General features: G+C 42.4%; 12 protein-coding genes. 10 read left to right on the forward strand and 2 right to left on the reverse strand.

The features are described from left to right. Nucleotides 1-17 precede the first annotated feature (17 nt). The 10 genes from lon (at nt 18) to pyrF (ending at nt 11,068) form a co-directional block, all read left to right on the forward strand. On the forward strand, nt 18-2,369 hold the full coding sequence (lon, locus tag EXA13_RS00420; protein ID WP_238131365.1) for an endopeptidase La: 2,352 nt from the start codon (nt 18-20) through the stop codon (nt 2,367-2,369). 194 nt (nt 2,370-2,563) lie between these two features. After that, the gene (locus tag EXA13_RS00425; protein WP_099612133.1) at nt 2,564-2,836 is read left to right on the forward strand and encodes an HU family DNA-binding protein; all 273 of its coding nucleotides are present in this window, start codon (nt 2,564-2,566) and stop codon (nt 2,834-2,836) included. A gap of 152 nt (nt 2,837-2,988) precedes the next feature. Next, nucleotides 2,989-4,848, forward strand: a complete 1,860-nt coding sequence (gene ppiD / locus EXA13_RS00430; RefSeq protein WP_238131366.1) for a peptidylprolyl isomerase — start codon at nt 2,989-2,991, stop codon at nt 4,846-4,848. 137 nt (nt 4,849-4,985) lie between these two features. After that, nucleotides 4,986-5,282 carry a ComEA family DNA-binding protein gene (locus EXA13_RS00435; RefSeq protein WP_238131367.1) on the forward strand — a complete coding sequence of 99 codons (297 nt, stop codon included), beginning with the start codon at nt 4,986-4,988 and terminating at the stop codon, nt 5,280-5,282. 277 nt (nt 5,283-5,559) lie between these two features. After that, nucleotides 5,560-6,240, forward strand: a complete 681-nt coding sequence (gene cmk / locus EXA13_RS00440; protein WP_238131368.1) for a (d)CMP kinase — start codon at nt 5,560-5,562, stop codon at nt 6,238-6,240. Between the two features lie 104 nt (nt 6,241-6,344). Beyond that, the gene (gene rpsA / locus EXA13_RS00445) at nt 6,345-8,015 is read left to right on the forward strand and encodes a 30S ribosomal protein S1 (RefSeq protein ID WP_238131369.1); all 1,671 of its coding nucleotides are present in this window, start codon (nt 6,345-6,347) and stop codon (nt 8,013-8,015) included. 281 nt (nt 8,016-8,296) lie between these two features. Continuing rightward, the gene (gene ihfB / locus EXA13_RS00450; RefSeq protein ID WP_078926236.1) at nt 8,297-8,581 is read left to right on the forward strand and encodes an integration host factor subunit beta; all 285 of its coding nucleotides are present in this window, start codon (nt 8,297-8,299) and stop codon (nt 8,579-8,581) included. A 257-nt stretch (nt 8,582-8,838) separates the two neighbouring features. Further along, nucleotides 8,839-9,123, forward strand: coding sequence for a LapA family protein (locus EXA13_RS00455; RefSeq protein ID WP_238131370.1), 285 nt, complete (start codon nt 8,839-8,841; stop codon nt 9,121-9,123). A gap of 13 nt (nt 9,124-9,136) precedes the next feature. Beyond that, nucleotides 9,137-10,306: a lipopolysaccharide assembly protein LapB gene (gene lapB, locus EXA13_RS00460; RefSeq protein WP_238131371.1), complete on the forward strand. Its 1,170-nt coding sequence runs from the start codon at nt 9,137-9,139 to the stop codon at nt 10,304-10,306. Between the two features lie 66 nt (nt 10,307-10,372). Beyond that, a complete protein-coding gene (gene pyrF / locus EXA13_RS00465) occupies nt 10,373-11,068 on the forward strand; it encodes an orotidine-5'-phosphate decarboxylase (protein ID WP_238131372.1) in 696 nt (231 codons plus the stop codon). A gap of 51 nt (nt 11,069-11,119) precedes the next feature. Here pyrF and miaE read toward each other — a convergent pair whose 3' ends face one another. Both miaE and EXA13_RS00475 read right to left on the reverse strand, forming a co-directional pair. Next, complete coding sequence (miaE, locus tag EXA13_RS00470; RefSeq protein WP_238131798.1) at nt 11,120-11,905, reverse strand: tRNA isopentenyl-2-thiomethyl-A-37 hydroxylase MiaE; 786 nt, start codon at nt 11,903-11,905, stop codon at nt 11,120-11,122. 65 nt (nt 11,906-11,970) lie between these two features. Next, nucleotides 11,971-12,735, reverse strand: coding sequence for a DNA repair protein (locus EXA13_RS00475; RefSeq protein WP_238131373.1), 765 nt, complete (start codon nt 12,733-12,735; stop codon nt 11,971-11,973). Between the last annotated feature and the right edge of the window lie 92 nt (nt 12,736-12,827).

Below are 12,827 nucleotides of genomic sequence, written 5' to 3' on the forward strand. Positions count from 1 at the left end.
GCGGAAGAGAGAATAATATGAACTTGGAACGTTCCGAGCGTATTGAGATCCCAGTACTACCTCTACGTGATGTGGTGGTGTACCCACATATGGTCATTCCTCTGTTTGTTGGCCGTGAAAAATCCATTCAGTGCTTAGAAGCGGCAATGGACAACAACAAGCAAGTGCTTCTGGTTGCTCAAAAGCAAGCAGAAACCGATGAGCCGAAAGTTTCTGATCTATTTGAAGTGGGAACCGTGGCGACCATCCTTCAATTGTTGAAACTACCAGATGGTACGGTCAAAGTCTTAGTTGAAGGTCAGCAGCGCGCAAAAATCAATCAATTTCATGAGGGTGATTTTTTCTCAGCCGAAGCTGAGTATTTATTGACACCTGAGCTGGATGATAAAGAACAAGAAGTGGTTGTGCGTAGCGCAATCAATCAGTTTGAAGGTTTTATCAAACTGAATAAAAAAATTCCCCCAGAAGTCCTGACATCACTGAATGGCATTGATGAAGCCGCTCGCCTTGCTGATACGATTGCTGCCCATATGCCACTAAAATTGGTGGATAAGCAACAGGTGTTAGAAATTTTAGATGTGGCCGAACGTCTAGAATTTTTGATGGGGCAGATGGAGTCAGAAATCGATCTGCTGCAAGTTGAAAAGCGTATCCGTACCCGCGTTAAAAAGCAGATGGAAAAATCTCAGCGAGAGTACTATTTGAATGAGCAAATGAAAGCGATTCAGAAAGAACTCGGTGAGATGGATGATGCTCCTGATGAATTTGAAGCTTTGCAGCAGAAAATTGAAGACTCGAAAATGCCAAAAGAGGCACGTGAGAAAACAGAGCAAGAACTGCAAAAATTAAAAATGATGTCCCCCATGTCTGCGGAAGCGACGGTGGTACGCAGCTATATTGATTGGATGGTGAGTGTTCCTTGGACGAAACGTTCTAAGGTTAAAAAAGATCTATCAAAAGCGGAAGAAATCCTTAATGCGGATCACTATGGTTTAGAGCGGGTGAAAGAACGTATTCTGGAATACCTCGCGGTTCAAAGCCGGATCAACAAACTGAAAGGGCCTATTCTATGCTTGGTTGGGCCTCCAGGGGTTGGTAAAACTTCATTAGGTCGCTCTATCGCTGCGGCTACAGGCCGTAAATATGTTCGCATGGCATTGGGTGGGGTTCGTGATGAAGCAGAAATTCGCGGTCATCGTCGAACTTATATTGGCTCATTACCGGGTAAATTGATTCAAAAAATGGCAAAAGTTGGTGTTAAAAACCCGCTATTTTTATTAGATGAAATCGATAAAATGTCTTCAGATATGCGCGGAGACCCGGCTTCTGCTTTATTAGAAGTATTAGATCCAGAGCAAAATAACTCGTTCAATGATCATTATTTGGAAGTGGATTACGATTTATCCGATGTAATGTTTGTTGCTACATCGAACTCGATGAATATTCCAGGGCCTCTGTTAGACCGGATGGAAGTCATCCGTTTATCTGGCTATACCGAAGATGAAAAACTCAATATTGCTAAGCGTCACTTGGTGAATAAGCAAATTGAACGAAATGGCTTGAAACCGAGTGAGATCATCATCGAAGATTCAGCCATCATTGGCATCATTCGTTACTATACTCGGGAAGCTGGGGTTCGTGGCCTTGAACGAGAAATTTCAAAAATCTGCCGCAAAGCGGTGAAAAAGATTTTGCTTAATACGGATGTGAAAACCGTCACCGTTAACCAAGAAAACCTGAAAGAATTTTTAGGCGTGCAACGTTTTGATTACGGTAAAGCGGATGACAGTAATCGTATCGGTCAAGTCACTGGGCTAGCGTGGACTGAAGTGGGAGGTGATCTCCTTACTATTGAAACGCAGTCAATGCCAGGCAAAGGTAAGCTGACACAAACGGGTTCTCTAGGCGATGTGATGCAAGAGTCCATTCAGGCAGCCATGACTGTTGTACGTTCTCGTGCTGATAAACTGGGCATTAATGGTGACTTCTATGAGAAGAAAGATATCCATGTCCATGTTCCTGAAGGTGCGACACCGAAGGATGGCCCTAGCGCGGGTATCGCTATGTGTACAGCGTTAGTTTCTAGCCTAACGGGAAATCCGGTCAAAGCGGAAGTGGCCATGACTGGAGAAATCACACTGCGTGGTGAAGTGTTACCGATTGGTGGATTGAAAGAAAAACTGCTAGCCGCGCATCGTGGTGGCATCAAAACCGTTCTGATTCCTAAAGATAATGAGCGAGATTTAGAAGAAATTCCAGATAATGTTATCGCAGATCTTCAAGTCATTCCCGTGCAGTGGATTGATGAAGTCTTGCATGTTGCATTAGAAAAAGACCCAAGTGGCGTCAGTTTCGCAGCGGTAAAATAGTGATATGCAGCAAAAATAAGTAAAAGATTACGCTGATAGGTAGAAAAAGGCTTGTCAGCGTTTTTTTTGAGAGCTAACGTTACTGACTATGGCTTAAGCCCAGTTGTCACAAGGCTTTAAGCCTGTTTTTAATATTAATGGAACGAAATCGGCACCGAACAAAATAATAACTTGGTGACCAAAGGGGAATCACAGTGAATAAGACACAATTAGTAGAAAAAATCGCAGCTGACGCTGATATCTCAAAAGCATCAGCAGGTCGTGCTCTTGATGCATTTATTGAAGCGGTTAGCGATACTCTTCAGTCTGGCGATCAGGTAGCATTAGTCGGCTTTGGTACATTTTCAGTTCGAACTCGTGCAGCGCGTACTGGCCGTAACCCAAAAACGGGTGAAGAGATTCAAATCGCTGAAGCAAAAGTACCCGCTTTTAAAGCGGGTAAAGCATTAAAAGATGCTTGTAACTAATTGAGTTACTTTTTTGCTGTTTCTTAGCAAATTTAATTCGAACCTTTTGAAATTATGCGCATCATACTGATGCGCATTTCTTTTTCTGATATTATCGCGCTATTCAATTTTGGCTGAAGTGTGTTACTTCAAACCCGGAGAGCAGTAAAACTATGATGGATCGATTACGCGAGGGCGTGAACAGCATCGCGGTAAAAATTATCCTAGGATTAATTATCCTTTCTTTTATCTTTGCTGGGGTAGGCAACTACCTAATTAGTGGCAGTAACAATGCGGCGGCGAAAGTCGGTGGCATTGATATTGGCCGAGGAGAGTTTGAGCAAGCTTATCAAAATGAACGGAGTCGCATGCAAGCTCAGCTTGGTGATTATTTCTCTAACTTATTAGCCGATCCTAATTACGTTACCTTATTCCGAAAATCTGTACTTGATAATTTAATTAACGATCTTTTGATTGAGCAGCATGCACAATCCCTAGGACTAAGAGTGAGCGATGAACAAGTTCGCCAAATGATCCTAACTATGCCGGAGTTTCAGTCAGAAGGACGCTTCGATCAAGATCTTTATCAATCGGCATTACGTCGTGCCGGATTTACTCCTGAAGGATTTGCACAATACTTACGTCGTAATTTAGTGCGTAATCAATTGATGACAGCACTGCAAAGCAGCGAGTTTACTTTAGATGGTGAAGTTGATGCTCAGAGTGCTTTAATCACTCAACAACGTGAAATTCGTACTATTACTTTGCCAACTGCTTCTTTTGCTCGATCTGTTGAGCTAACAGACGAGGAAATTGAGCAGTATTATCAGCAAAATGATGAGCGCTATACTCGCCCAGAGCAGATGAAAATCTCTTATATCGAGCTTGCAGCACAACAGCTAAAAGCTGCACTGCCTGTGAGTGATGAGCAAGTGAAAGCATACTATCAAGCCCATCAAGATAAATACGCTTCAGATGAACAGCGTAAAGTTCGCCATATTCTCGTTCAAGGTGATGATATTGCCGCAGCTCAAGCCATCCTTGATGAACTAAATGCAGGAGCAGATTTTTCTACCTTAGCCAAGCAAAAGTCACAAGATGTGGGAAGCTCAGAAGAGGGGGGGGATCTCGGTTGGATTGAACGTGGTACCATGGATTCGGCATTTGAAAGTGCTGCGTTTGCTCTACAGCAAGTTGGAGATATGACAGGCTTAGTGAAATCTGAATTTGGTTATCACATCATCAAGCTTGATGCTCTTAAAGCGCCGGTTGTTCAACCTTTTGAGCAAGTGGCCGCACAAATTAAAGCTGAATTGCAAGATCAACAAGCGGTGGATAAGTTCTACCAACTGCAAACTGAGCTCGAAAAAGTGGCTTTTGAATCTCCAGATTCCTTGGATGAAGCTGCCAAGGTAGTTAATGCACAAATTCAGCGGACTGATTTCGTGTCAGTTAATGATGCTCCAGAACTGTTACGTAACCCTGCTGTAATGCAAGCATTGCAATCGCCAGAAGTAAAAGAAGATGGACTGAATTCTGAAGTGATTGAGATTGCACCAGAGCATATTGTCGTTGTTCGAGTTGAAGAGTCACGTCCAGAAATTATTTTACCACTGGCAGAAGTGAGCGCGTCGATCGAAGCGAAACTTGTGCAACTAAAAGGTGAGCAAAAAGCGCTAGAACTAGCGACTCAACTGGTTAGTGGTTTACAAACTGGGGATGACAGCTTGCTTGCCGAGCATAGATTGGCTTTTAGTGGCGCTGAAAATATTGACCGAGGCGCTCCATTAGCCAATGTCGTTTTTTCTATGCCGAAACCTATGCAGGGTAAACCCGTGTACACACAAGGGAAAGATCAGAACGGAAATGTGGTTGTCATTGCCTTAGATAAGGTTGAAACTCAGGTCGATGCCCAATATCGTGAGCAAATAGCTGCCCAGTTAGCACGCCTCGGTACTCAACAAGATCTAGATAGTGTACTGGGTGTACTACGTAAAAATACGAAGATTGAGTATTTCTCTGTGAATCAGTAATACACATCATGTAATTGATATGTTTGTTAAAATGGGCTGCTTTTGCAGCCCATTTTATTTTGTGCTTCTACTGGATTCGTTAGCTTCCTATTTCCCTTAATATCAACCTTGTCACATACATAATCACAAGGAGAGTCATGATGCTAAAAAAATACTTACTCGTTCTGTTATTGGGGCTTTGCTGGCCGGTGAGTTATGCGCTCAGTGCTGAGTCAGCAGACGCCAGTCAAGGGTTTGATATTACGGTCAATATCAATACGGCTTCAGCCGAAGAGCTAGCGACCTTATTGAAGGGGGTCGGATTGCAAAAAGCGCAAGCCATTGTTGAATATAGGGAAGAACATGGAGCCTTTTTAAGTAAGGAAGACTTAATGAAAGTAAAAGGTATTGGCCACGCGACGGTAAACAAAAATGACAAGCGAATTTTGCTTTAACACTGAGAAGCTGTGTTAGAGCCTGTGTAAAAACTCAGGATTAGTCCTGAGTTTTTAATTATCGTGTAAAGAGTTTCTTTTTGAGAATTTGCCATTCCTTTACTTGATTATGTTGTATTTGCAACTTTACTGATATTTAGCAAAGGTTTCATTTCGTTGTGATTGCTTGGGAAACTCGCATCTTAGTCGTACTTGGGTATATAATTCTGCGCGAATAAAATGCGCCGTCAGTCGCGAAATAAGTAATACGCCAAATACACAATAAATGGAGTAAAGCATGTCCTTGCAAACAGCGGTCATTACCGTGGATGGACCAAGTGGTGCGGGTAAAGGCACACTTTGTATGTTGTTAGCGAAAAAACTCGGTTTTCAACTGTTAGATTCTGGAGCTATCTATCGAGTATTAGCCCTTGCGGCCATTCACCATGGCGTTGATCTTGAATCGGAAGATGCTTTAGTCCCATTGGCGACACATCTTGATGTACAGTTTATTGCTGAAGGTGAGCTGGTCAAAGTGATTCTTGAAGGGGAAGATGTTTCAAGAGAGCTGCGAAAAGAAGAAACGGGCATGGCCGCCTCGAAAGTTGCCGCCTTGCCACGAGTTAGAGAAGCCTTGCTACGCAGACAAAGAGCGTTTGATCAGGGACATGGTTTGGTTGCTGATGGACGAGATATGGGAACCGTTGTTTTCCCTAAGGCTGCGGTAAAAATTTTCTTAGATGCGAGTGCGCAAGAACGGGCTCAGCGTCGTTATAAGCAGTTGCAACTGAAGGGGCTTGATGTTAAATTTGACGCCCTTTTAAGCGAAATCCAAGAGCGAGATACGCGAGATCGTAATCGCTCTGTGGCGCCATTACGCCCCGCTGAGGATGCGCTATTGCTTGATTCAACGACTTTATCTATCGATGAAGTGGTGGAACAAGCGCTACAATATATAGAATCGAAACTGGCGGAATAAACCACGCTGGTTAAGAGCGTTGGTCGCATGGATGATGACCGGCGATTTTAATAACCCCATGCGGTAGGATACCCATGGACGTTTAATTATTGAAGATTAAATACATGACTGAATCTTTTGCTCAACTCTTTGAAGAGTTTCTAAACGAAACCCAATTCCAACAAGGTACTATTGTTAAAGGTACTGTTGTTGCGATTGAAAATGGCTATGTTCTTGTTGACGCTGGCCTTAAGTCTGAGTCTGCAATTCCTGCGGAACAATTCAAGAATGCTGCTGGCGAACTTGAAGTTGAAGTAGGTTCTGAAGTAGATGTAGCGCTTGACGCTGTTGAAGACGGTTTCGGTGAAACTCAACTTTCTCGTGAGAAAGCGAAACGTCACGAAGCGTGGATCGTTCTTGAGAAAGCTTACGAAGAAGCTGAAACGGTTGTTGGTATCATCAATGGTAAAGTTAAAGGTGGCTTCACTGTTGAATTGAACGGCATCCGTGCGTTCCTTCCTGGCTCTCTAGTTGATGTACGTCCTATCCGTGACACCGCTCACCTAGAAAACAAAGAGCTAGAGTTCAAAGTCATCAAGCTAGATCAGAAACGTAACAACGTTGTTGTTTCTCGTCGTGCTGTTATCGAATCAGAAAGCAGCGTTGAGCGTGACGAACTTCTTGAAACTCTACAAGAAGGTACTGAAGTTAAAGGTATCGTTAAAAACCTTACTGACTACGGTGCATTCGTTGATCTTGGCGGTGTTGATGGCCTACTACATATCACTGATATGGCGTGGAAACGTGTTAAACACCCATCAGAAATCGTTAACGTTGGTGACGAAATCCTAGTTAAAGTTCTTAAGTTTGACCGTGATCGTACTCGTGTTTCTCTAGGTCTGAAACAGCTAGGCGAAGATCCATGGGTAGCGATTGCTAAACGTTATCCAGAAGGTCACAAACTGACTGGTCGCGTAACAAACCTAACTGATTACGGCTGCTTCGTAGAAATCGAAGAAGGCGTAGAAGGCCTTGTTCACGTTTCAGAAATGGATTGGACTAACAAGAACATCCACCCATCTAAAGTTGTTAATGTTGGCGACGAAGTTGAGGTTATGGTTCTTGATATCGACGAAGAACGTCGTCGTATCTCTCTAGGTCTGAAACAGTGTAAAGCTAACCCATGGCAGTCATTCGCTGAAGCACAAGCTAAAGGCGATAAAGTAACTGGTAAGATCAAGTCTATTACTGACTTCGGTATCTTTATCGGTCTTGACGGTGGTATCGATGGTCTAGTTCACCTTTCTGATATCTCTTGGAATGTTCCTGGAGAAGAAGCGGTACGTGAGTACAAAAAAGGTGACGAGATCTCTGCAGTTGTTCTAGCTGTAGATGCAGAGCGTGAGCGTATTTCTCTAGGCGTTAAGCAAATGGAAAATGACCCATTCAATGCTTATGTTGCTGATAACAAGAAAGGCACTCTAGTTAACGGTACTGTAACCGCTGTTGACGCTAAAGGCGCAACCATTGAGCTAGAAGACGGTGTGGAAGGTTACCTTCGTGCCTCTGAAATTGCTCGTGACCGCGTAGAAGATGCATCTCTACTTCTAAGCGTTGGTGATAAAGTTGAAGCGAAGTTTACTGGTGTAGACCGTAAAAACCGCGTAATCAACCTATCTATCAAAGCAAAAGATGAAGCTGAAGAGCAAGAAGCAATGGCATCAATCAACAAACAAGATGACGCTGCTTTCGGTAATGCAATGGCAGATGCTTTCAAAGCTGCTAAAGGCGAGTAATTTAACTTGCTGATTAAAGGGGGCCATAATGGCCCCCTTTTTTATTGTCTCATTATATAACATGATGATTTATTACATTTACTTATGCTAGTATGGCCGGACCTCAGAGAACCCGGTTTATTCCTTTGAGGTATAAAACCTAGCTAAGTATCTCCTAAGGTGCTTTGTCATCGAACCCTTGATGCTACTTAGCCATACTCTTTTTATACAATATTAAGCAAGTGTTTGTTGGAATTGATATTACTGACTATAATCAGGGTAAAAACTCAAAGAGGGAAACTATGACTAAGTCTGAATTAATAGAAAGGCTGTGTGCCGAGCAACCCCATCTGTCAGCGAAAGAGATTGAAGATGCGGTAAAAGATATTCTTGAACACATGTCGAAAACATTAGAAGCAGGAGAGCGCATCGAAATTCGAGGATTTGGTAGTTTCTCTTTGCACTATCGTGATCCCCGTGTTGGACGCAATCCTAAAACTGGTGAAAAAGTCGAATTGGATGGCAAATATGTCCCTCACTTTAAACCAGGTAAAGAATTACGTGAGAGAGTTAACCAAGATCTTTAATGGTAGAATCGCCTCATAAGCGGCATACTGTAACAGTGTGCCGTTTTTTTATGAGTATGGGATAGCCAATCCTTTCTTTAGGGTGTTTATGCGTGATGATGAGCTATTTCAGTAAGGGTAATAGTAAAAAGTAAAAGTCCTAGATTTGCTGTAGATTTAGATTAACGTCTCGTGGATTTGATTATAGAATCGAGCATGGTTTGTCTGAGCAATTTCCTGCATAATCAGTAAATAGATTTGTGGATGGGTAATCAATTATGAAAATTATAAAAATCCTTGTGCTACTCGCTCTTTTCTTGTTTGCTTTAGCGCTAGGTTCACAGAATCAAGAGTTGGTCACATTTAACTACTTATTGGCTCAAGGTGAGTTTCATCTATCAACCTTACTTGGTTCTGTCTTCGTGGCTGGTTTTTTGATCGCTTGGCTCATTCTGGGGAGTTTTTACCTGAAGTCTCAGTTGGAAGTTCGTAAATTGAATCGAAAGCTAAAAAAGCAGATAGAATCAAAAGTGCTGACGAAACCTAAAACGAACCTTGAGTAAGGCTGTCATTTAGATGTTAGAACTTCTTTTCTTGCTCTTGCCAATTGCTGCTGCCTATGGGTGGTACATGGGGAATCGTAGTGCCCAGCAAGACAAGCAGAAGCATTCCCACCAAATATCTCGACAATATGTGACGGGGTTGAATTTATTGCTCTCTGATCAGTCTGATAAAGCGGTTGACCACTTTATCGAACTGTTACAGGTGGATAATGAAACGATTGATACTCATCTCGCATTGGGTAACCTATTTCGCTCTCGTGGTGAAGTGGATCGAGCCATTCGTATTCACCAAAATCTCATTTCTCGCTCTGGCTTAACGATTGATCAAAAAAACCTCGCTTTACAGCAATTAGCAAAAGATTATATGGTTTCTGGTTTTTTGGATCGCGCAGAAAAAATCTTTGAGCAATTGGTCGATGAGCCCGAACATCGTGAATCCGCACTTCAACAGTTAACCGCTATTTATCAGCAGACCCGGGAATGGCATAAGGCCATTGCATGTGCACAAGCCTTGGTAAAATTGGGGCGTAAACGGATGAAGCAGACCATTGCCCATTTTTGGTGTGAATTGGCAATGCAAGAGAAAGCGGAAGGGAAAGACCACAAGGCTATTCAATTATTTAAGCGTGCTTTACACGAAGACCCTAAATGTGTTCGAGCCAGCATTTCTTTAGGTAAATTGTATTTGGCCAACCAAGATTATAAGCAAACGTTGATCTATCTTGAGAAGGTATTAGAGCAGGATATTGACTTTATTGGAGAAGTCTTACCAAGTTTAGCTGAGTGTTATCATCACCTTGGACAAGAGCCTCAGCTTGTCGAGTTCTTACGTCAATGTATTGATAACAATGCCGGAGTTTCTGCTGAGTTGATGCTAGCACAATTGGTGGCACAGCATGATGGAACGGCTAGTGCGCAAGAGTTGTTGACTCGACAGTTGGTAAAAAACCCTACCATGAAAGGTTTTTATCGGCTGATTGATTACCATATTGCTGAGGCGGAAGAAGGTCGAGCAAAAGCTAGCCTATCAACGTTACAACGGTTGGTCGGTGAGCAATTAAAAACAAAACCGCATTACCGATGCCGTCGTTGCGGTTTTTCAACGCATTCTCTTTATTGGCACTGCCCATCTTGTAAAGGGTGGGGGTCGATTAAGCCTATTCGTGGCTTGGATGGCGAATGATTTGTTAAGATTTGCAGCTTTATTGGCTGCATTTTTTTAGGCCCAATGTATATCTTAGGAGTAGAAATGAACGACCCAAAAGTGATCGTTGCACTGGATTATGAACATAAAGCTGATGCACTGGCATTTGTCGATAGAATTGATCCGGCAAGTTGTCGGTTAAAAGTTGGCAAAGAGATGTTTACACTGTTTGGTCCCCATTTCATTACTGAACTACATACTAGAGGGTTTTCAGTTTTTCTCGATCTCAAGTTCCACGATATTCCTAATACTTGTTCTAAGGCAGTTCGTGCGGCTGCAGAGCTTGGTGTTTGGATGGTCAACGTTCATGCCAGTGGTGGAGAACGAATGATGACCGCTTCACGAGAAATTCTTGAACCGTATGGTCACGATCGTCCGTTACTCATTGGTGTTACTGTGTTAACCAGTATGGAAAAATGTGATTTACAAGGGATTGGTATTGAGGGAGAACCAGAGCAACAAGTGATGCGCTTAGCAACACTGACTAAAAATTCTGGTTTAGATGGGGTGGTTTGTTCTGCTCAGGAAGCCTCTATGCTGAAAAGTGAGCTTGGGCAAGCATTTAAATTGGTGACACCGGGGATTCGCCCTGTTGGGGCTGAGGTAGGCGATCAACGTCGAATTATGACCCCCGAGCAAGCCATTCAGTCTGGGTCCGATTATTTAGTGATTGGTCGGCCAATCACACAAGCGGTTAACCCTGCTCAAGTATTAGCAGATATTAATGCATCATTGCGTTAAGCCATTTAGGATAAAAAAGAGGTGAAGTTATTCACCTCTTTTTTTAATCCTTTAGTACAGAGCTGTAGTAGCTGGAATGCCATTATGAAACTTAAAGTCACTATCGGGTGAAGAAATCAGCTTCGCTTCTACAAGGCGAAAATACTCGATGCGCTGCTGAATATCTTTTCCTGCTATCTGTTCGGCTAAGGTTAAATAATCTTGATAGTGACGGGCTTCTGAGCGTAAAAGTGATAAGTAAAACTTTCTGATGGAGATTTCTAGATAAGGGGCAAGTTTTGCAAATCGTTCACATGAGCGGGCTTCAATAAAGGCACCGATAATCAGCTTATCGACGAGCGCGTCTGGCTCATACGTTTTGACGTGTTTAATCATTCCTCTAGCATAACGGCTGGCATTAATGGGGTGATACTTAAACCCTTTTTGTTCGATAAGTTCGAGAACTTGATAAAAATGATGCAGTTCTTCTTTAATCAATAGCACCATTTTATCAATCATTTCTTGCCCATAAGGGCAGTTTGGTTTTGCTTGAATTGATTTTGATAGCTGACTTTTTCCTTTTAGAGTTTCAAGGTTGCCAAGGCATTTGTAAGCAAACCGTTCATAAGGCTCTGCTAGGCGGCTCAGCGTGTGGGAGCCTTCTTCCGTCACCACATAGCGCTTTAGTAAGAAGATGGCACTCTGCGCTGCTTTCAACTCACACAGTAAGTGATCTCGCAGAATAATAGGGAGGCTTTCCGGCTTTTTCGCTTTATCAATCCAAGCATTTGGAGTCGTGCAGCCGAGAAACTGCTCAATAGGGTTAAGTAGTTGTTGAATGGCAGGTGTATTTATCATCATCATGAGTAATTAAAAAAGGTCGCCAATGCGACCTTGATAAAAATGAATCGCGCAGTAAAAGATTACCACTTTTTCTTTTCGCCAAAGAGTGCTTCCATATCACTATTGCGCTCTTTTTCTTCAAGCTGTTTAACTTCAGAGGCATTTTTTGATTGACGACGAGCTTCGACTTCATCGTACATGGCTTGTAGTTTTTCTCTCGCTTGATTCGAGTAGTTATCATTTTTCGTACTGAGTACATCAATCCCTTTACGTAATAACTGGAGAGCTGTACCAGGTTGGCCTCGTACGATGGCATCATTGGCGCGTTTTATCACATTTTCGATATTAATCCGGATTTGTATGGTTTCTAATCGAGCATTTTCTGTTACATAAGCTTGGGTATCAAAACGGCCTTTGTTGTGTTCGCTTCGAATAGTATCACGTAAACGTTTGACCAATTTGAGCATTACGATAGCTTGTTTATCGCTGCTGGGAACTTTAAATGTGGTACTTTCTCCACCTTGGTGGTTTTCTTTTAGATGCTGGATTTGTGTCTGCATGTTTTCAACACGTTGAGCCAGTTGTTTGTTTTTTGGATCGAGATCCAACATGTTCTGCAGGGCGTCAAGGATACGATTATTCAAGCAAACTAATAAATCTTTACTAAACGGCAGATGGTGTGCATTTCCGATTAAGTCTTCGGTTGCATCAATAATGGTCAGATATCTTGCCGACTCTTGCTTTTTTGTCGTTTCGACCTTGAGTTTGTATTGAAGCATGATGTTATAACCCAAGGTTAAAACCAGTAGAATGGCCACCAGAGCGATAATTAAACCTATATTCATAAAATCCGTATCTTTTTTAAAAGGCCCAATGCCAAAGGATACACTATCCTAGCTTTTCTCTACACCACCTACAAATAGGCAATGTCCATTAT

Source organism: Vibrio cincinnatiensis (assembly GCF_022113815.1).
GTDB classification, from domain to species: domain Bacteria; phylum Pseudomonadota; class Gammaproteobacteria; order Enterobacterales; family Vibrionaceae; genus Vibrio; species Vibrio cincinnatiensis_A.